The sequence below is a fragment of the Sphingopyxis sp. Geo25 genome (genome assembly GCF_949769135.1).
Classification (GTDB): Bacteria; Pseudomonadota; Alphaproteobacteria; order Sphingomonadales; family Sphingomonadaceae; genus Sphingopyxis.
This window is the reverse complement of the sequence record NZ_CATKOZ010000007.1, coordinates 1-19,105: the sequence shown is the minus strand read 5'-3', so window position 1 is coordinate 19,105 and position 19,105 is coordinate 1. Positions and strand designations below refer to the sequence as shown.

General features: G+C 62.6%; 18 protein-coding genes. 9 read left to right on the top strand and 9 right to left on the bottom strand.

What is annotated here, in order from left to right:
* Window positions 1-68: 68 nt before the first annotated feature.
* Window positions 69-719, bottom strand: coding sequence for a DJ-1/PfpI family protein (locus QOL68_RS15865; protein ID WP_282950041.1), 651 nt, complete (start codon window positions 717-719; stop codon window positions 69-71).
* A 109-nt stretch (window positions 720-828) separates the two neighbouring features.
* On the opposite strand from QOL68_RS15865, the gene QOL68_RS15860 reads away from it, so the two are divergent.
* From QOL68_RS15860 to QOL68_RS15840, 5 genes are read left to right on the top strand one after another with little or no spacing between them, the layout of a single operon-like run.
* Window positions 829-1,662, top strand: a complete 834-nt coding sequence (locus QOL68_RS15860) for a metal-dependent hydrolase (RefSeq protein ID WP_282950040.1) — start codon at window positions 829-831, stop codon at window positions 1,660-1,662.
* Window positions 1,663-1,672: 10 nt separating this feature from the next.
* A complete protein-coding gene (locus QOL68_RS15855; RefSeq protein ID WP_282950039.1) occupies window positions 1,673-2,218 on the top strand; it encodes a 2,4'-dihydroxyacetophenone dioxygenase family protein in 546 nt (181 codons plus the stop codon).
* A 2-nt stretch (window positions 2,219-2,220) separates the two neighbouring features.
* Entirely contained in the window at window positions 2,221-3,252 is a 1,032-nt protein-coding gene (locus tag QOL68_RS15850) for an alcohol dehydrogenase catalytic domain-containing protein (RefSeq protein WP_283404328.1), read from the top strand.
* Entirely contained in the window at window positions 3,252-4,130 is an 879-nt protein-coding gene (locus QOL68_RS15845) for an alpha/beta fold hydrolase (RefSeq protein ID WP_282950037.1), read from the top strand. Before QOL68_RS15850 ends, QOL68_RS15845 begins: the two co-directional genes overlap by 1 nt.
* A gap of 27 nt (window positions 4,131-4,157) precedes the next feature.
* Complete coding sequence (locus tag QOL68_RS15840; RefSeq protein ID WP_282950036.1) at window positions 4,158-5,315, top strand: acyl-CoA dehydrogenase family protein; 1,158 nt, start codon at window positions 4,158-4,160, stop codon at window positions 5,313-5,315.
* Window positions 5,316-5,428: 113 nt separating this feature from the next.
* Here QOL68_RS15840 and QOL68_RS15835 read toward each other — a convergent pair whose 3' ends face one another.
* The 7 genes from QOL68_RS15835 to QOL68_RS15805 all read right to left on the bottom strand — a co-directional run bounded on the left by QOL68_RS15835 (window position 5,429) and on the right by QOL68_RS15805 (window position 13,411).
* Window positions 5,429-6,271 (bottom strand): alpha/beta fold hydrolase, encoded by an 843-nt coding sequence (locus QOL68_RS15835; RefSeq protein ID WP_282950159.1) that lies wholly within the window; start codon window positions 6,269-6,271, stop codon window positions 5,429-5,431.
* A gap of 27 nt (window positions 6,272-6,298) precedes the next feature.
* Entirely contained in the window at window positions 6,299-6,754 is a 456-nt protein-coding gene (locus QOL68_RS15830) for a MaoC family dehydratase (RefSeq protein WP_282950035.1), read from the bottom strand.
* Between the two features lie 14 nt (window positions 6,755-6,768).
* The gene (locus tag QOL68_RS15825; protein ID WP_282950034.1) at window positions 6,769-8,052 is read right to left on the bottom strand and encodes a spinster family MFS transporter; all 1,284 of its coding nucleotides are present in this window, start codon (window positions 8,050-8,052) and stop codon (window positions 6,769-6,771) included.
* The gene (locus QOL68_RS15820; RefSeq protein ID WP_282950033.1) at window positions 8,039-10,180 is read right to left on the bottom strand and encodes a TonB-dependent receptor; all 2,142 of its coding nucleotides are present in this window, start codon (window positions 10,178-10,180) and stop codon (window positions 8,039-8,041) included. Before QOL68_RS15820 ends, QOL68_RS15825 begins: the two co-directional genes overlap by 14 nt.
* 117 nt (window positions 10,181-10,297) lie before the next feature.
* Entirely contained in the window at window positions 10,298-11,089 is a 792-nt protein-coding gene (locus QOL68_RS15815; protein WP_282950032.1) for an enoyl-CoA hydratase/isomerase family protein, read from the bottom strand.
* Window positions 11,086-12,696 (bottom strand): class I adenylate-forming enzyme family protein, encoded by a 1,611-nt coding sequence (locus QOL68_RS15810; RefSeq protein WP_282950031.1) that lies wholly within the window; start codon window positions 12,694-12,696, stop codon window positions 11,086-11,088. Before QOL68_RS15810 ends, QOL68_RS15815 begins: the two co-directional genes overlap by 4 nt.
* 67 nt (window positions 12,697-12,763) lie before the next feature.
* Window positions 12,764-13,411 (bottom strand): TetR/AcrR family transcriptional regulator, encoded by a 648-nt coding sequence (locus QOL68_RS15805; RefSeq protein WP_282950030.1) that lies wholly within the window; start codon window positions 13,409-13,411, stop codon window positions 12,764-12,766.
* Window positions 13,412-13,525: 114 nt separating this feature from the next.
* Here QOL68_RS15805 and QOL68_RS15800 point away from each other — a divergent pair, with 114 nt between their 5' ends.
* The 4 genes from QOL68_RS15800 (at window position 13,526) to QOL68_RS15785 (ending at window position 18,561) form a co-directional block, all read left to right on the top strand.
* Window positions 13,526-14,731 (top strand): acetyl-CoA C-acyltransferase, encoded by a 1,206-nt coding sequence (locus tag QOL68_RS15800; protein ID WP_282950029.1) that lies wholly within the window; start codon window positions 13,526-13,528, stop codon window positions 14,729-14,731.
* A complete protein-coding gene (locus QOL68_RS15795) occupies window positions 14,731-15,711 on the top strand; it encodes an NAD-dependent epimerase/dehydratase family protein (protein WP_282950028.1) in 981 nt (326 codons plus the stop codon). Before QOL68_RS15800 ends, QOL68_RS15795 begins: the two co-directional genes overlap by 1 nt.
* Window positions 15,708-16,631: an SDR family NAD(P)-dependent oxidoreductase gene (locus QOL68_RS15790; protein WP_349306401.1), complete on the top strand. Its 924-nt coding sequence runs from the start codon at window positions 15,708-15,710 to the stop codon at window positions 16,629-16,631. Before QOL68_RS15795 ends, QOL68_RS15790 begins: the two co-directional genes overlap by 4 nt.
* 73 nt (window positions 16,632-16,704) lie before the next feature.
* Window positions 16,705-18,561: an FAD-dependent oxidoreductase gene (locus QOL68_RS15785; protein WP_282950026.1), complete on the top strand. Its 1,857-nt coding sequence runs from the start codon at window positions 16,705-16,707 to the stop codon at window positions 18,559-18,561.
* A gap of 70 nt (window positions 18,562-18,631) precedes the next feature.
* On the opposite strand, the gene QOL68_RS18975 is transcribed toward QOL68_RS15785, so the two are convergent.
* Complete coding sequence (locus tag QOL68_RS18975; RefSeq protein ID WP_502957414.1) at window positions 18,632-18,874, bottom strand: integrase arm-type DNA-binding domain-containing protein; 243 nt, start codon at window positions 18,872-18,874, stop codon at window positions 18,632-18,634.
* Between the last annotated feature and the right edge of the window lie 231 nt (window positions 18,875-19,105).

The following is a 19,105-nucleotide window of genomic DNA, read 5'->3' as shown; positions in this document are numbered from 1 at the left end:
CTCGGCCAGACAAGACAATTCAAGGCACGCGTGCTCCTGATATGCCGGACGTCAGCGCTGCCGCTCATTCAGAAGACGATCAACTTCCGGAACGCGTCCCGAAGTTGGGAAACAAGCACGGGGTCGACATTGTCGGGATTGCCCCAGTCGAACGGGGGTTCGGGATCATATTCGATCCCTAGCTGCATGAGCTTGGCCCGGTCATCGCCACGTAGTTTCGCGAGGAGCGACAGGGCGAAGTCTATGCCTGCGGAAACACCGGCCCCGGTGACACGGTTGCGATCGACAACGACCCGTTGCCGGACAGGTTGTGCTCCAAACCTCGCCAAGTCATCGAGGAAAGCCCAGTGGGTCGTTGCGCGAAAGCCGTCGAGCAGCCCGGCCTTGCCCAACAGCAAGGATCCGGTGCACACCGAGCAGACAAACTTGGCTGTGGCCCCTTGCTTCCGGACGAAGTCTACAAGATCGCTATCTTCCATGGCGCCCTGCTGACCTGAGCCGCCCGGCAAGAAGATAATATCCAACGACGGGCATTCGTCGAAAATGGCACTCGGCACGACTGCAAATCCGGCGTCCGTGGCGACGGGGTCCAGATTTTTGGCCAGAAACATTGTCGAGAAGCCATTGGCTTCGGACAAGATCTGTGCGGGGCCGACGAAATCCAGAGCCGTCACGCCGGTAAACAGAACGATTCCGAGGCTGAGTGTCGCTTCCGACAATTTGTATCCCTCCCCTGCCAGACGTGAGGTCGGCTGAAATTTCTGCCTTGATTCGTACTGAACATTTGTTTAGTATTGACGCTGATAAAGATGTTTTTGGGAGAGCGCAATGACCGAGGATCGCGCGATGACCGTGCGCCGGATGGCGTTCGAATTCACGCCGGATATGGATCGGGTTTTCGTCAAGGATGACCCCGAGATGTCGTTCATGTTCCTCGGCGCGTGGATGATGCTTCCCTATCTCGAGCCTTATCTCATCCGAACGATGCGACAGGCCCTGCCCCATATCGGCGATCCCAAGCTCGTTGAGGAACTGAAGCGCTTTTGTGCGCAGGAAGGCGAGCATTTCAAGCAACATGCGAAGGCCAATGACATCATCCGCGGGCTTAATCCGGCGTATGAAGCGCTTCGCGAACTCGAAGCGGAACTGGATGCCGAATATAAGGCGTTCAGCAAGGAGAAGCCGCTCAAGTTCAACCTTGCCTATGCCGAAGGCTTTGAATCGATGACCAGCGCAATGTCGCGCGCGCAGCTCGAGGTCGGGCTTTACGACCGTACCGACTCGCCGCTGGCACAGCTCGGCAAATGGCATGTGATGGAAGAGCTCGAGCATCGGTCGGTCGCATTCGATGTCTATGAACATGTCGTGGGCAGCTGGTTCTACCGCATGCGCATGAGCCTCTGGTCGCAGCGGCATTATTTGGGCTGGGTCAAACGCTTCGCCGGTGTGATGATCCGCGGCGAGGAAGAATTGTTCGCACGCTATCAGACGCCCGAGATTGTGGCCGAACGCAAGGCGTTCAATCGGGACTATCTGCGCCGCGGCCTGCCTCGCGTGCTCGCGACCTACATGCCCTGGTACGATCCCGCCAAGGTCGACCTGCCTCCCCAATATGAAGACGCGCGTGTGCATTATTCTCACGTCGCGACCGCCCTTGCCTGAGGAGCTCTAGATGGCCGACGCCGACCCCCAGATACCCCCTGCCCTTGCCGAATTCGCTGCCAAAATGATGGCGCGGCCCATTGTGCCGGTCGAGTCCGATCAAACGACGATGCACATCGGGCTTGCGGACCTCCCGTGGGCCGAGGCTGGCGACGGCAGCGCGCTGCAGCTTTTGCATGTCGATCTCAACCAGGGTATCTGGATTTCGAACACGCGGCTGCCGCCAGGGCACAAGGTGATCAAGCATTTCCACACCGGCCAGGTCTATGCTGTGACCATACAGGGCCAGTGGTATTATGAAGAGACGCCCGAGGCGGTGAACAGCCCCGGCTCCTACCTGTTCGAACCCGCCGGCTCGGTCCACACGCTGTGCAGTCCCGCCGATCAGCAGGGCGACACGATCACCTGGTTTGCGGTGCACGGCGCCAACATCAATCTCGATGCCGAGGGCAAAGTCGTCTCGGTCATCGATGCGCGCGCGGCGCTCGATGTCTACCGCGGCTATTGCGACGCGCTCGGCCTTGACTATTCGGGCCTGATCGTGATCGGCGAATAACGATGCGCGCTGCAGTCATGCGTGATCGCAGCTTTGCGATCGAAGATCGGCCGGTGCCCGTTCCCGGACCGGGCGAGGTTCTGCTCAAGACCAGGCTCTGCGGCATTTGCGGATCGGATATTCACCAGTTCAAACATGCCGCCGACATTGACAAGATGGCGCGCGAAATGGGCGCGCCCGGCCAGGATCTCTCAAAAGGCATGGTACTCGGCCATGAATATGTCGGCGAGATTGTCGCCTTCGGTCCGGATACCGCGCAATCGCTGAAGGTCGGCGACCGCGTGGTGTCGGTTCCCTTTCTGCTTCGTGATGGCGCGCCCGTCGCCATCGGCGCCAATGTCAACGTCGACGGGGCGTACGCCGAATATTTTCTCGGCACCGAAGCGCTTCTCCTCGCGATACCCGAAGACGTACCCGACGCCGCCGCGGCGTTGGTCGAACCGCTGGGCATTGCGGTTCATGCGGTCGCCAAATCGCTACTCGACGGCGACAGCCATGCCTGCATCATCCTCGGTTGCGGCCCGATCGGGCTCGCGATTGCAGCAGTGCTCAAGATGCGCGGCGTGACGAACATCGTCGCGTCGGACTTCTCGCCGCGCCGCCGGAGTCTGGCACTGGCAATGGGGGCACGCGCCGCCGTGCATCCCAGAGACGAAACACCGTTCGGCCACATCCCGGCCGGCAAACCCGCGATCATTTTCGACTGCACCGGCGTTCGCGGCGTACTTGCGCAAGCGATCATCGAGGCCCCCGTCGGATCGCAAATCGTGGTTGCAGGTATTCCTCAGGGCGAAGACAGCTTCAATCCGATGATTGCGATCGCGAAAGAACTCAATCTTCAGTTCGTGCTCTACTATGCCCCGGAAGAGTTTGCCGAGGCGCTGAGCGCTATCGCCTCGGGCAAGCTCGACTGGCGGCCGCTCGTCACCGGCACCGTCGGGCTGGACGGGATCGCAGGCGCCTTTGCAGCGCTCGAAGATCCCGAAGCGCATGCGAAGATCATGATCGATCCTTGGAGCGACGCGCGTCTGTGATGCCTATCGAGACGATCGAACTTCGAAACGGCCCGCTTCGCTTTACCGCGCGCTCGGCAGGGACAGGACCGCTGGTGCTCTGCCTGCATGGCTTTCCCGACAATTGCCGCACTTTCGACGCGCTGCTGCCTGCGCTCGCCGAAGCAGGATATCGCGCTGTGGCGCCGACGATGCGCGGATATGAAGCCTCCGCGCAGCCTGAAGATCAGGATTATCATGCCATCCGAATGGCCGAAGACGTGGCCAGCTGGATCGAGCAGCTTGGCGGCGGTCTGGCCCATCTGATCGGTCACGACTGGGGCGCGACGATCGCCCTCGGCGCAGCTTTGCTGGCGCCGGAACGGGTTGCTTCGCTCACGATGATGTCGGTTCCGCATCCGGCCGGCTTTGCGGAATTTTATGCCATCGATCCGGCCCAGCAGGCACGGTCGCACTATATCCTCGAGTTTCAGGAGCCCGGCGCTGAGGACCGCCTGTTGACGGATGATTGCGAATGGCTCGAGCGCCTCTGGCGGACATGGTCGCCGGGGTGGGACATCCCCGCCGACATTCTTAAGACAGTACGCGAAACCTTCCGCCAACCCGGCGTCGCAGCAGCGACACTCGGCTGGTATCGACAGGCCTTCGATATCGTCTCGGATGCCGGGCAGGCGACGCAGGCGCTGTTCGCGCGCCTGGTTACGGTCCCGACGATGGGTCTCGTCGGAGAAGACGACGGCTGCGTTGGCGCAGACATCTTCGTGGCGTCGATGCGCGAGGCCGATTTTCCCGCCGGGCTTGAGGTCGAGGTTATCGGCAACGCCGGCCATTTTCTGCATCTCGAGGCGCGGGAAACAGTCAGCGCCCGGATATTGCACTGGCTCGCAAGCGGGCGCTGACCCGCCCCAAATTTCGGGAAGATTTCAATGACGGACCGATTTGCCGACAGCGCGTGGTGCACCGACGACCACCGCAGCTACTCCGACCTTGTGGAACGCTTCGTTGCGGCGGAGGTCACGCCGAACAGTGCGCGCTGGTACGAGCAAGGGGCGGTCGATCGCGAGCTGTTCGAGAAAGCCGGGGCGCTCGGAATCCTCGCACCCTCGCTAGCCGAAAACCTTGGCGGCGGCGGACTGCCGCGCAGCTTCGACGCGCTCACTTGCTACGAATATGCGCGGTCGGGCGACACCGGCTGGGGGATCGGCATTCAACAATGCGTGATCCACTATATCGACGACTATGGCTCTCCGGACCAGAAGGACCGCTGGCTTCCCGGCCTCGCGGCCGGGACGACAGTCGCCGCCCTCGCAATGAGCGAGCCCGCCGCCGGCTCCGACCTGCAGGGCATCCGGACCACCGCTAAGCGGACAAACGACGGCTATTCGATCTCGGGATCGAAGACCTTCATTACCAACGGCGGAATGGCGGATATTGTTTGCCTTGTCGTGAAGACCGACCCCGACGCCCGGTCTCGCGGCATTTCGCTCATGATCGTCGATCTGAACGATCTCGATGGCTTCCGGCGCGGTGGTAATCTTAAAAAGATCGGCATGAAGGCACAGGACACCGCCGAACTCTTTTTTGACGAGGCGCGCGTGCCTGCCGACGCCTTGCTGGGAGGCGAAGAAGGGCGAGGCTTTGTCCAGATGATGGAGCAGCTGCCGTGGGAGCGGCTTGGCGTTGCGCTGTTGGCGCTGGGCGGCATCGATTATGCCGTGGAAGAGACGCGCGCCTATGCACGCGACCGAAAGGCCTTCGGAAAGCGGCTGATGGACCAGCAAAATATCCGGTTCAAACTGGCCGAGTGCAAGACCAAGGCCGAGGTGTTGCGCAGCTTCGTTGCGGATTGCATTGGCCGCCTCGACAGGGGCGAACTCGACCCGGCAACGGCTTCGATGGCCAAATGGTGGAGCAGTCAGGCCCAATGTGAGGTGGCCGATGAATGCGTCCAGATTTTTGGCGGTTATGGCTTCATGCAGGACTATGGCGTCGCGCGGCAATATGCCGATGCGCGCGTGCAGAAAATATACGGCGGTGCGAACGAAATCATGAAGGAGCTGATCGCGCGATCACTCGATTACTAGGTCGCCGATTCAGCTGCCTCCGAGCCGATCTCGCCGGCGGCAAACACAGCGTAGGATGCAGCTTGCTTACCGGCACTCGCCCAAGCGCCAAAAAGCTATCCATCGCCGGATCCCTATTTGTCTTGCGAAAGCGGTCGACGCCGACACGCAATAGGATGGGCGTACAGGAAATCCGTAACCGCGCGATAAAGCAAATCCGATGCATCTCGATGCGCACAATGGCCTGCGCCCGGGATCACGACCTCTGCCGCATCCGGATGCGCATGTCTTAGGCCCGTTGCGGCCTTCTCGATCAATGCGCCGTTACTGTCATTTTCGCCGCGCACGATGAGCAGAGGGCAATCGAAGCGAACGTCGCCTGCGAACTCGAAAGATGTCAGAAGGGCGCGGGTCATCCGAAGAAACGTCAGCTTATCGGTCTGCTGCGAAGCGCGCCAGGCGTCGATCCTGCCATCCTCGCTGTCGGCGCAGGCGATCGCGAATTTGCTCTGGATCGCAGGCCAGCTCTGCACATGATAGGGCGCGATCGCGGCCTCGACGAGCGCGGAGGGGAGCGGCGACTTTTGGTGAAAAGGAGCGAAACATCCATAGGCAACGAGGGCCGACACAAGGTCGGGACGGCCGCGCGCCAGTTTTTGCGCGACGACGCCGCCAAACGAAAAGCCAAGGATATGAGCGCCGCTTATCCCGAGCCCGTCGAGAAGATTTGCGAGCAGGCCTGCAAAAGCGTCGGTCGAAATCTTTGCGGGAACGACGCTCCGGCCATGCCCCGGCATGTCCCAGGCGAGTACCCGCCAGTCGCTCTCGAGGCGCGTAGTCAAGGGACGCATATTTTCCAGATCGAGCGCCATGCCGTGGCACAACACGACCCAGGGCCGGTCCGGCCGGCCGCTGATCTCATAATATAGACCTTCGAAGTCAGGCATCTCCGCTCGCTCTTCAACCGCGCCGCTCACCTCGCCCAAACCGGACAGCGATGGTGTTCAGATAAATTGCATTCCGAGCCAGATGGCGCTGAGCGCAGGCTTGTCCTGGCCCTCGATCTCGACCGTCACCTCGGTTGTAACCAGATATCGTCCGCCGCCCTTATCGTCGATCGCGGCGAGGCGGTGATGCGTGCGAATGCGGCTTCCACTGGGAACGGGCTGCAGAAAGCGGACTTTCTCGAAGCCGTAGTTCACGCCCATCTTGATCCCCGTCAGAACCAAAGCGTTCTCGGGCATCAACGATGCCAGAAGCGAGAGCGTGAGGAAGCCGTGCGCGATCGTGCCGCCGAACGGCGTTTGCCTGGCAAGCTCGGGGTTCACATGGATAAACTGATGGTCGCCGGTCACGTCGGCAAACTTGTCGATCATGGCCTGGTCGATCAGCTTCCATTCGGAGACGCCGAGGTCCGTGCCGATCAAGGCCCGGGCTTCATCTGGGGTAACGGATTTCATCGCATCGCTTTCCATTAATCGGCTGCGGTGGCGTCGGCTCGAGCGTGACGCGCAGCGAGAAGGTAATGGGTACTCGCCCAAAGGAGAAAGGCGGTCGATATGACCAAGGCGTAGCGCAGGCTGTCACCGCCCGTTGCGGGCGACAGCGCATCGCTGAGGACACCGACCGCGGTCGGCCCGACGCCCAATCCGATCAAGGAAGAGAGCATCAGCATGATGGCGATCGCGGTCGCACGGCGGTGCGGCTCGGCGAAGGTCTGGATCGCCGACAGCGCGACCGCGCCGCCCGCCGACGCCACGAAGGTCGCCGCAAACTGTAGCGAAAAAGCAGCCAGCGCATCGGGCAGCAAAAAAGTCGCGGCGAACAAGGGGGCCGCGAGACCGTAGCCTGCGGCCGGCAGCCAAAGCTCCCATCGCGCGTCGCGCGGGCGCAGTCTGGCCATCGCGAGCCCGCCGACGATGGCGCCGATGATGCCGCCGCCACCGCCCGCAAGCCCGCCGTAAAGACCGACGGCGGCAAGTCCGAGGCCATGCGAGCGAATGAAAAAGGCGGAGATCCATTGCGACATGCCATAGGTCGCGAAGGCGCCGATCGACAGGGCAATGACGAGATGCACCAGCGCCGGGCGGCGGGCGAGCGCGACCATCGTCGCCATCGCACTCTCGCCGGTCGGCCGCGCGGACGCCTGACCCGACCGCGCGGGCTCGGGCATGGTCATATAGAGGAGAAGAGCCACCGGCACCCCCGCTGTGCCCGCCACCAGCAAGGCGGCGCGCCAGCCATAAACCTCGGCAACCCAGCCGGCGCCGGCGAGCCCGAAGCTCATGCCGATCAGCCCACCCGCCTGGAAAACACCGACCGCGAAAGCGCGTCGGTGGGGCGGGAACATGTCGCCGATCAGCGAGTGCGATGCCGGGACGCAGCCCGCCTCGCCGATACCGACTGCCATGCGCGCCACGAACAGCTCGACGAAGCTTCGCGCCATTCCGGTCAAGGCCGTCATCGCACTCCACACGACGAGACAAATCGACACGAGCTTCACGCGCGAGCTTCGGTCGGCAATGCGGGCCAAGGGCAGCCCGGCCAAGGCATAGAGCAAGGCAAAGGCGAAACCCGCGACCAGCCCGACCTGTGTGTCGGACAGGCCAAGATCGCGCTTGATCGGCTCGACCAGCACCGCGATGACCATGCGGTCTAGATAATTGAGCAGGCTGACGGTCGAGAGCAACGCCAGCCCATAATAGGCCGGTGCTGCTCCGCCCCCTTTTACGCTGGTCCGCGCGTCAGAAGTCGACACTGAATCGGGCGCCGATCCGGCGCGGGAAATTGGGCTGGAGGCCCAGCGACCCGGCGACGAGCGCGGAGCGGTTGTTGCCGATATTCTCGCCGAAGACCTGGAATTTCCAATTGTCCTTGCTCACCCCGGCGCGGAGGCTGAACTCGTTCAGTTCGTCGGAGACCAGACCAGTTGAATCGAGCTGCTCGTCGCGGAAGACATAGCCGCCAGTCACGAAGCCCTCGCCGCCCCAGCTGGCAAAGGACCACGCATAGTTGGCCGACAGGTTGAGGCTCTTCTTCGGCACGTTCGGAATCCGCGTGCCCGGTGCCGCAAGCGGATTGAGCGCGACGATGGCGGGCAGCACCGAGGTGAATTCGGTGGAGTTGATATTTCCGATGGCCTGGAAGCTCAGTCCCTGGGCCGGCTTGAGGATGATGCCGAGGTCGATGCCCTTGCTGCGGGCATTGCCGCCGTTGGTCAGCGTCGCGACGCCATTGAGCGTGCTCTGCAGCTGGATATCCGACCAGTCGATCCAATAGAGAGCGGAATCGATCGTGATCAGCCCGTCGAACAATTTGCCCTTGGCCCCGAACTCGTAGCTCCACACCTTGTCGGGCTGTACCGCCGTAGGGACGGGAGAACCGAGCGCCGCGGATGCGGCGGCCGCCTGCGCTTCCGACTGGAACGACCCGCTGCGGAAACCTTTGGCGACGTTGCCGTAGACCAGAATATCGTCGGTCAGCTTGAAAGACAGATTGGCGCGCGGGTTGAACGTGTCGAAGGTCGCGCCGTCGTCGGTGAGCGCCGACGTGTAGCGGTCGACCCCGGTTATGCGGCGCTTGTCGTTGAAATAGCGTCCGCCGACGGTGGCGACGAGCCGGTCGTCGAACAGCGCATAGGAAAGCTCGCCGAAGACCGCATAAGCCTTGGTCGTGAGCCGACCCGCCGAATTGATGTTGAACGGCGGAAAAGGCGCCGCGCAGTCGACGAACAGTCCAAGACAGATGTCGCTCTTGTTCTTGCCATCGCTGTAATAGCCGCCAACAAGCCAGTTGAAGGGGCCATCGCCCGCCGAGCTCAGCCGCAACTCCTGCGTGAAGGCCGTAGTCTTGAACGTCGAGGCATTGCGCAGGATGCCGCCGGCAAGAAAGGAGGCATCGAAGTCGAGCAGACTGTCGATGTACGAAGTCGAACTCACCAGCTGCGCCCCGTCGAGGTCGGCATTCACGACCGCGGAAATGAGCGTGAGGTTGGTCACGACATAGTTGGGCCGCCCGTAGGGGCCCGTGGTGTTGTTGTAGATCTCCGGATCGACGCTATCCATCGTGTTGCGATAATCGAGCTTGTTCTCGACCCGCCATGCACCGAGTTCGATGTCGAGCGATTCCGACGGCTTGATCCCGAGCTTGCCGCGGATGTTCCACGAGCGGGTATCGTTGGCATTTTTCTTGATCGTCGTCGGCACGCCGGCCACGGGCTGGACAACATCGGCAAAGCCCCCGACGAGTTCATACCCGCCGCTGAGGCGCAGCGCGACGGTGCCCGGCGCGATCGGCACGTTGACGACGCCGTCGACCGCGGCACTCGGCTCGCCGCCGGCGGTGTCGGAAAGCTCGAACTGGAAGCGGCCCAAGACCTCGTTGTAATCGGGCGATGCCGTAATCATCCGGATCGTTCCGCCCATCGCGCCCTGGCCATAGAGGGTGCCCTGCGGACCGCGCAGCACTTCGACGCGCTGCAAGTCGAAAAGCCGCGACGGCGGCGCGAGCTGCAGATTGGGCACGCTGAACGGCACGTCGTCGACATAATAGCCGACGGTCGCATCGCCGGTCGTCCCACTGGCGATGCCGCGGATCTGGATCGTCTCGAAGCCCGGCGCGGTGCGCGACACGCTCGACGCGCCCGGGATCGATTCCAGAAGGTCGTTGAGTTCCTTGGTACCGCTTTCTTCGAGCTGCGCGCCCGAAATCGCCTGGATCGCGAGCGGAACATCGAGAAGCGCCTGTTCGCGCTTCTGAGCGGTAACGACGATATCGCCATCGTCGGGGCCATCGGCCGCCGCATCTTGCGCGAATGCGGGCACGCTCAGCAGCGCAGCAGCACTGACGCTGGCGCACGCAGCAGCGAAACGGGAAATGCGGGCCATCAGATATCCTCCCTCTCGTAATCCGGAATCGCGCTGACGGCGATTCTCGGCGGTCGCGACCTCACTAAACATCTGTTCAGTCTATAGCAAGGCGAAACTGAACAAATGTATTGTTGTTTAGTTTCCGGAGAATTCGGCTTTGCGCTTCTCGAAGAAGGCCCCCACGCCTTCTCCGAAATCATCGGTCCGCGTACCCAGAAGCCATTGGTCGGTGTCGGCGTGCATCACCGCCTGATCGAGCGCGCCGGCCCAGGCGTTGGCGCTGCGCTTGATCATCTGAACGGCGATCGGCGGCAACGCCGCGTAGCTTTCGGCCATTGCCAGCGCGGCCCGATCCTTATCGCCAGCTTCGACGACATCGTCGAAGAAGCCCCACTCGCGCATGGTTTCCGCCTCAAAGAGCGCGCCGGTCATCACCATCCGCTTCGCGCGCGCCAGGCCGACGGTCTGGATAGCGAGCGGCAAGGCGTGCCACATGAGATTGATGCCGAGTTTAACCTCGCCATAGCCGATGCGGGCATCGGGCGTCCCGATGCGGAAGTCGCAAGCCGTCGCGATGCAGGCGGCCCCGCCCGTTGCGATGCCCTGGATCGCGCAGATTGTTGGCTGGTGTACCTCGCGTATCGCCCGCATCAGGCGGCTACCCAGTTCGGCGGTGCGGCGAACCTGGACCGTCGGCGGCGGGCGCTCGCCCGCTCCCATCCCGCCGATATCGGCCCCGACACTGAAGTCGCGGCCTTCGGCCCGGATGATGACGGCGCGCGCCTCGGCATTGTCGGCAAGCGCTTCGGCCATCGTCTTCAGCTGCTGTAACGACGCGGGCGTCAGCGCATTGCGCTTATCGGGCCGATCGAGCGTGATCGTGACGATATGCTCATTCTGCTCGAGCCTGAAATGTCCCTCGGTCATACGGCCTCTCCCTGTTCGAGACGCTTTTTCAACGCCTGCTTGTCGATCTTCATATTCGGCAGCTTCGGAAGCGCGGGCTCGAAGCTGAAAACCTTCGGAATCTTGTAGTTTGCAAGGCGGGATTTCAGAAAATCGCGAAGCTCGCGCTCGTCGATCTGGCCCTCGGGCGCCTCGATGAAGGCGTGTCCCACCTCCTGGAAGATCGGATGGGGTATGGGGAGGACGGCAGCGAGGCCGATGCCCGGATGCTCGCAAAGCGCGAGTTCTATCTCGACCGGATAAATGTTGTATCCGCCCGATTTGAACATTTCCTTGAGGCGCCCAACGAACGAGAAATTACCGTCATCATGCTCGACCCCAAGATCGCCGGTCCGCAGATATCCGTCGGCTGTGAAGGCCTCCGCCGTGGCATCGGCGCGCCCGAAATAGCCTGTCATGCAATAGGGACCGCGAACCTGTATTTCGCCGGCGGTTCCTAGCGGTAGCGGCGCGCCGCTGGCGTCCGCGATCCGCATTTCGGCGCCGGGCAAGGGCCTCCCGAACGTCTCGGCCATGATCTTCGGACTGGCGCCGGCATCGGTCGCGGTGACGATACCGCACGTCTCGGTCTGCCCATAGACGTTGAACATCGGGACGCCGGTGTCGAAGACCGGCTGCAGCAAGGATTCGGCGGTAGCCCCGCCCCCGAACACGATCAGCCGGTAATGGCCGAGCCGTTCAAGCCCCTTGTCGGGCTGCGCCCCGAACATCGCGAAGCTGGTCGGGCTGCCGACCAAATAGGTCAGTTTCTCGTCGCGGGTAATCTGCGCGATCGCTTCCATGTCGACCCGGTGATAAAATATGATGCGGCCGCCATAGGCGAAGACGTTCATGCAGACATTGTTGAGCGCGCCCACATGATTGATCGGTGCGACCTCGATAGTGCTTTCGAGCCCATCGGCCATCCAGCACAGATTGCACAGGCACGCCGCCATGATCGCGCGGTGCGACAGCATCGCCCCCTTGGGCTTTCCGGTCGTGCCCGACGTATAGACGATGACCGCAATATCCTCGGGATCGACTGCCGCGCGGCGGTCGGCAAGCGCCGCTTCGCTGTAGTCCGAGGCGCGGTCGAGAAAGGCGTCGAACGCGACCGCCCGCCCATTGGCCTCGCCGATCGCAACGAACGTCTCGACCGATGCGCCGACGGTCTGGAGCTCCGAGAGATAGGGACGGCCCTCATATTCGCTGCGACAGAAGATCAGGCGCGGCGTCGCATCGTCGAGGAGATAGGCATATTCAGGCAGTTGATAGCGAGGATTGAGCCCGAGCCAGACCGCGCCGATCGATACGCTGGCAAGATAGGTCAGCCAGAAGTCGAGGCTCGGCGGCACCATCGTCGCGACCCGGTCGCCGGGCATGACCCCCGAGGCGACGAGCGCCCGTGCAATGGCATCGACGCGATCCGCCAGGTCGGCGTGGGTCAGCCGCTCGCCGCCTTCGACCGCTGCTTCGGCGTCGGGGATCGCCGCGGCATGACTGGCGAGCAGATCGTGGATGCGCGTGCAAGCAAGCTGCCGCGCGAAGCGTTCGCGATTCGCATCGCAAATTTCCGAGATTTTCGGCATTTCCTCTCGCTCTTCTGTCTAGGCGTTGCCCTGCCTATAAGCGAAGGAGAAGAAACTGAGCAAATGTTTAGTTTGCGTCCGGCTTTGGATCGGGCCGGGTGCCGCGATACACGAGATCGACATAGGCGGTGTAGCGACGTCGCCAGAGAACCCGGTCATAGCCCGATCGGCCGAGCACCTTTTCCACGTAGGGCTCGAGGAGCAATGTTCCCAATTCCATGTACATGAGCAGGAGGGGAAGCCAGAGCCGGTCGACATCGGGCCGCAAGCGCCCCTCGGCATCCATCCGGTCGACCGTCGTGCGCACTACCTGATAAAAGCGCTCGAAAAGGCTCGCACCCCAATCGCTGCCTTCGAGCAGTGCGCGCCGCATATAGGCGGTAGAAACGCTCCACTCACCGATGTGCCGGTCGATCCACTCTTCGGTCCATTCGACGACGGCATCGACGCCTCGCTCTTCGGCGGATTTGGGATCGAGCGGGTTGACCGAAATCGTCTCCTCGAACTGGGTCAGGAAATATTGGTCGACCGCGGTCCTTAGCCCCTCCTTCGATCCGAAATGATGGTTGATGAGGCCGACCGAGACGTCGGCAGCGGCCGAAATGTCGCGCACCGTGACGCCGTCGAACCCCTTGTCGGCGAACAGCTGCATCGCGACGCGGATTAGCCGCTCCTTGCCTTTGGATAGTTCCACGATCTCGCCCGTCTTCGCCATTTTCATCCCCTTGTTTGCGACCCGCTTAGCAGCGACGAGCCCGCGCGCGAACCCTCTTGCGAAATACTGAACATTTGTTTAGTGAGCCGCCAAATCATATCTGGAGAGGCCATCATGATCGACATCGCCATCGTGTCCACCGCCCGCACCGCGCTCGCCAAATCGGTGCGAGGCAGCTTCAACAACACCCATCCTATCACGCTCGCCGGTTACGCGCTCAGCAACGCGATCGCCCGCGCCGGCGTCGATCCCGCCGAAATCGAGGATGTGGTGCTGGGCTCGGGGCATCCCGAAGGCGCGACCGGATTCAACATCGCCCGCAACGCAGCCATCAAGGCCGGATGCCCGGTGACGACGAGCGGCGTCACGGTCAACCGCTACTGCTCGTCGGGATTGCAGGCGATCGCGATGGCGGCCAACCGTATCGCGATGGAGGGCGTTCCTGTCCTCGCGGCGGGCGGCGTCGAGTCGATCTCGATGGTCCAGCTTTCGGGGCATATGAACATGCACCAGGCAACCGAGGCCGACCTGATGGCCCAAAAACCTGCGCTCTGGATGGGGATGATCGAAACCGCGGAGCTGGTCGCCGAACGCTATGGCGTCAGCCGCGAGGCGCAGGATCTGTATGCGCTCGAGAGCCAGCAGCGCACCGCTGCGGCGCAGGCGTCGGGGAAGTTCGATGACGAGATCGTGCCGCTGACAGCGCGCTGGAAAAGGGTCGACAAGGCCAGCGGCGAGGTCAGCGAAGTCGAAGTCGTCGTCGCCAAGGACGAGTGCAACCGCCCCGACACGACCTATGAGTCGCTTGCGGCCCTGAAACCCGTGCTGAAGAATGGCATGACGATGGCCGAAGGCCGGTCGGTCACCGCGGGCAACGCCAGCCAGCAGTCCGATGGCGCGAGCGCGGTCGTGATGATGAGCAGCGAAGAAGCGGCAAAACGGGGTATCGCCCCTCTCGGCTTTTTCCGCGGGTTCGCGACCGCGGGCTGCGAGCCCGACGAGATGGGGATCGGCCCCGTATTCGCCGTGCCACGGCTTCTGGAGCGGCATGGTCTCAAGATCGAGGACATCGGTCTTTGGGAACTGAACGAAGCGTTTGCCAGCCAGTGCCTCTACAGCCGCGACAAGCTCGGGATCGACCCTGCCATCTTCAACGTCAATGGCGGCGCAATCTCGATCGGCCATCCCTACGGAATGACGGGAGCGCGCAGCGTCGGCCACGCGCTGATCGAGGGCAAGCGCCGCGGCGCGCGCTATGCGGTAGTCACGATGTGCGTCGGCGCGGGCATGGGCGCTGCGGGTCTGCTCGAGATCGCCTGATGCGCGTTCTGGTCACCGGGGGACCGGGCTTCATCGGCCGGCGCGTCGTGCGGCGGTTCCTGGACGCCGGGTGGGACGCGACGAGCTTCTCGCTGCCCGGCGAGCCCGCACCCGCCGAATGGCCGCGCGAGGTTCGCATGGTGCATGGCGACCTGCGCGATCCGCACAATCTCGAACGCGCGGTCGATGGCGCCGATCTGGTGATCCATCTGGCGGCCATCGTCGGGCTCGCGGGCCATTATCAGGAGCAATGGGACATCATTGCCGGCGGCACACGCCAGGTCTGCGAAGCGGCGGCGGGCGTGCGCATCGTCGTCGCCTCGTCGATCGCCGTCTATGGCACGCTGCTCCAGACGCAGATCTGCCGCGAAGACGACGGGCATGGTCCCTGGGCCGGCGCCTATGGGTGGGCGAAGCAAGGCCAGGAACTGGCCGCGCTGGATGTCGCGGAGCGCACAGGCTCAGCACTGACCTTGATCCGTCCCGCGAATGTCTATGGTCTCGGCGGCGCGAGCGCCTGGGGCGACCGGCTGATCGAAGGCATCAGGGCAACCGGCGGCGCCGTCTTCGGCGACGCGGACGTCAACAACGCCGGCCTCGTCTATGTCGAGAATCTGGCCGATGCGCTCTATCTTGCCGGCACCCGCGAGGACGCGATCGGCCGTACCTATAATGTCTGCGACGGGGAGCCGGTCAGCTGGCGGCAGTTCATGGATGACATGGCCGCGCTTGCCGGCATGCCGCCCCCGCCGACGATACACATTGCCGATGCGCTGGCGGCGATCAGTGCGAACGAGGACCCCGCGAACAGGGTGCCGCCGAAAGACCCGGCGCTAGGCTCGATGGAGGGCCTCAATCTCGTCGGCTTCGACAATCGCATCGATGCTTCGCGCATCCGCAACGAACTCGGGTGGAAACCCGCGACGACTTACGCTGACGCGCTGGCGGAAATGCGGCGCGCCTATAGGGGAGAAACATGATGACCATTCGCTTCGACAACCGCGTCGCCATCGTGACAGGCGCCGGCGCCGGACTTGGCCGCGAACACGCCCTCGGGTTGGCGGCGCGGGGCGCCAAGCTCGTCGTCAATGATTTTGGCGGCGGGCTCGATGGCAGCGGGGGATCGTCGGCGCCAGCGGAGGAAACCGTCGAGATGATCCGCGCCGCCGGCGGCGAGGCGTTCGCGCATGGCGCCGATGTCAGCAATCCGGAGCAGGTCGGCGATATGGTTGCGAAAGCGTTTCGCGACTGGGGGCGCGTCGATATCCTCGTCAACAACGCCGGTATCTTGCGGGACCGCGGCTTTGCAAAAATGACCGTCGAGGATTGGGATGCGGTGGTCCGCGTGCATCTGCGCGGCGCCGCTGTCTGCACAATGGCGGCCTGGCCGCACATGAAAGAGGCCAATTATGGCCGGATCATCATGACCAGTTCGTCCTCGGGCATTTATGGCAATTTCGGCCAATCCAATTATGGCGCCGCCAAGATGGGCGTCATCGGCCTGATGAACGTGCTCCATATCGAAGGCGCCAAGAACAACATCCGCGTCAACACGCTGGCGCCGGGCGCGGCGACGCGCATGACGCAGGATCTCTTGCCCCCCGCGATCATCGAGCTGATGGATGCCAAGTCGGTGACGCCCGGCCTGCTTTTTCTCGCAAGCGAGGACGCGCCGTCGCGCGCCATCCTTTGCGCGACCGCAGGCGGCTTTGCTAGAACGCTCATTCATGAGACCGAGGGCGTCTACTTGCCGCCGGAGAATTGCACGCCCGAAGCCGTGGCGGCGGCTTGGACCGATATCTCCGATCCTGCAGGCGCGCATCTTTACGAGGCGGGCGGCGAACAGGTGATGAAATTTGTCGGAAAGGCGGCCCAAGCGGCTGGAATAGCGCTCGGCTAACTGCCAGCTCGCTTTCCCGCAGACCTTACATTGGCGTTCCTGATGCCAGCTTCACAGCCAGAGGATCATCGTGATGAACGATCAAAGCGCAAGCATTGGGCGGTCGGGCATTCTGATCGAGGCCGAGGATTTCGACGATTATGGCGGCTGGGTTCTCGACTCCCAGTTCGAGACCATCATGGGTTCGCCTTATCTTCTGGCTCATGGCCTGGGTCGACCGGTCGCCGACGCGACAACAGTGATCGAGGTGCCGGAAGCGGGCGAATATGAGGTTTGGGTGCGCGCGAAGGACTGGGTTCCCGGCCACCATCCGGGGCGGTTCGTTCTATCGATCAACGAGACGAAACTTTCCACGGAATTCGGCGCGAATGACAAGGATTGGTCGTGGCAATCCGCCGGCAAACTCGACCTGCCACATGGGGCGACGAAGCTAACGCTCCATGACCTCACTGGTTTCGACGGGCGCTGCGACGCCATCTATCTCGGCACCGATGGCACGGCGCCCCCAAATGGGGTCGATGAAGCCAGCCGCGCCTGGCGCAGGGCACTGCGCGGACTGCCCGCCGAACCGTTCGATGCCGGAAGCTATGATGTCGTCGTCGTCGGTGGCGGCATCGCTGGCTGCGCCGCGGCGTTGGCATCGGCTCGCCTAGGCGACCGCGTCGCGTTGATCCACGACCGGCCGGTGCTTGGCGGAAACGCAAGCACCGAGATCGGTCTGATGCCGCGCGGAACGCAAGGGGCGCTACTGAAAGAGCTGTCGGCGCGGGGGCCGGATGGCAATATCGCCGCGCTGTCGCTTCTTGAGGCAGAACCGACCGCTACGGTTTTCTTGGAACATCGCATCATCAGCGCCGCGACCGAGGGCGACCGGATCATTTCGGTCGATGCCGTCGAGGCCCGCGGCGGGCATGAACGTCGCTTTCGCGGAAAGATGTTCATCGACAGCAGCGGCACCGCCATGCTCGGCGTCCTCGCCGGCGCTGAGACGCTTTTCGGGCGCGAAGCACAATCGGAGTATGGCGAATCCTATGCGCCTGAAAAAGCCGACGAGATGCATCACGGCAACACGATATTCTTTCGCACCCGAATGGCGGATCATGAAGTTCCCTTCCCCGAGGTACGCTGGGCAACCGAGGTGTCGAAGGATTACGCGAATCTCAGCGGTCAGCTGATCGAGCCGGGACTGGAAAATGGTCCGGGGCCGAGCGCCGGCGACAACCCGAGCACCCCCGAATTCCGCTTCGGCAGGAGCGGCGACGTCGTTCCTGCCACGCATTTCTGGGAATATGGCCAATGGCTCGATCCCTATACGTCGGGCGAGCTTGTCCGCGATTATCTGATGCGCGCCCTTTACGGCACTTTTTCCAACGTCAAAAAACTCGAGCCAGAGCGATATGCCAATCTTGAGCTCGAATGGATGGCATTCGTAGCGGCGCAAGGCGAGTTCCGGCGCTATCGCGGCGACTATATCCTCACCGAGAACGATATTCGCAATCACACCAGGTTCGACGACACCCTGATCGCGAACGATGGCTCCTTCTGCATCCATTGCGCGTGGGAGCCCGGCGAAGGAAAATACGATTTCCGTCTCAAGGACTGGATCTTCGATATGCGCGATCGCCAGGCCTATGGCATTCCATTCCGCTGCCTATACTCGGCGAACATCGAGAACCTGCTGATGGCGGGCAAGCACATCAGTGTCACGCATGTGGCGGGCTCCGCGACGAAGCTGATGGGCAATGGTGCGCAGCATGGCGTCGCCGTCGCGGCTGCCGCCCATCTCTGCAATAGATTCGACTGTTCGCCGCGCCTCCTCTGCACCACTCATTTCGACGCTCTGCGCGCACTCGTCGAGGCTCTGACGGCATGCGATCACGATATGAGTGCCCATCCGCCGGCGCGTAAATATGTGCCCGTGCCGGGCTGAAAAGCGAGATAGTCATCTAGGGCGATGTCGTAGCCATTGACCTGCAGGGACGCTGCGCTCACGTTGTCGTCTAGCAGCCGCGGCTGGACTTGGACGATTGGAGACGGGCAGCTTTTCGACTGGATCGAGCATAACCTGCTGCCCGTACGCGCGCCTCATCGATCGAGAAGCCAGGGTAGACGCCAAGAATCAGTTCGACGGTTTTCTTGGGACCCTCAACGAGGCGCCTGAAGCGCCATTGCATCTTGGCGGGGCCGAAAACGACAATGGAAAGGCCGGGGACCTCCCGATCGGCGAGGGAACCGTCCTTCAGCCGTCAATATGCTTGGGCGTTAGAATTACACTCTCGCTCATGGCAACATCGAGGTGATCGAGGCCATGAAACACTCGCGAAAATTCTCGCGAAAGATGTGTCCAAACCGGTCCAAATCTGTCGTGAGTTGTCCGAATAACTCACTTCTGGAAGCGGAAATGCCGACATGGGAACAGCCTCGAGTACTGGCAGAAAACTGCCGAAAAGCGAGGTTTTGAAGGGGTTAGCGAC

Bases quoted from the DNA above. Each gene is read 5' to 3' on its own strand.
- QOL68_RS15860 (WP_282950040.1), top strand. From the start codon at position 829: ATGACCGAGGATCGCGCGATGACCGTGCGCCGGATGGCGTTCGAATTC.
- QOL68_RS15855 (WP_282950039.1), top strand. From the start codon at position 1,673: ATGGCCGACGCCGACCCCCAGATACCCCCTGCCCTTGCCGAATTCGCT.
- QOL68_RS15850 (WP_283404328.1), top strand. From the start codon at position 2,221: ATGCGCGCTGCAGTCATGCGTGATCGCAGCTTTGCGATCGAAGATCGG.
- QOL68_RS15845 (WP_282950037.1), top strand. From the start codon at position 3,252: ATGCCTATCGAGACGATCGAACTTCGAAACGGCCCGCTTCGCTTTACC.
- QOL68_RS15840 (WP_282950036.1), top strand. From the start codon at position 4,158: ATGACGGACCGATTTGCCGACAGCGCGTGGTGCACCGACGACCACCGC.
- QOL68_RS15830 (WP_282950035.1), bottom strand. From the start codon at position 6,754: ATGAAATCCGTTACCCCAGATGAAGCCCGGGCCTTGATCGGCACGGAC.
- QOL68_RS15820 (WP_282950033.1), bottom strand. From the start codon at position 10,180: ATGGCCCGCATTTCCCGTTTCGCTGCTGCGTGCGCCAGCGTCAGTGCT.
- QOL68_RS15815 (WP_282950032.1), bottom strand. From the start codon at position 11,089: ATGACCGAGGGACATTTCAGGCTCGAGCAGAATGAGCATATCGTCACG.
- QOL68_RS15810 (WP_282950031.1), bottom strand. From the start codon at position 12,696: ATGCCGAAAATCTCGGAAATTTGCGATGCGAATCGCGAACGCTTCGCG.
- QOL68_RS15805 (WP_282950030.1), bottom strand. From the start codon at position 13,411: ATGGCGAAGACGGGCGAGATCGTGGAACTATCCAAAGGCAAGGAGCGG.
- QOL68_RS15800 (WP_282950029.1), top strand. From the start codon at position 13,526: ATGATCGACATCGCCATCGTGTCCACCGCCCGCACCGCGCTCGCCAAA.
- QOL68_RS15795 (WP_282950028.1), top strand. From the start codon at position 14,731: ATGCGCGTTCTGGTCACCGGGGGACCGGGCTTCATCGGCCGGCGCGTC.
- QOL68_RS15790 (WP_349306401.1), top strand. From the start codon at position 15,708: ATGATGACCATTCGCTTCGACAACCGCGTCGCCATCGTGACAGGCGCC.
- QOL68_RS15785 (WP_282950026.1), top strand. From the start codon at position 16,705: ATGAACGATCAAAGCGCAAGCATTGGGCGGTCGGGCATTCTGATCGAG.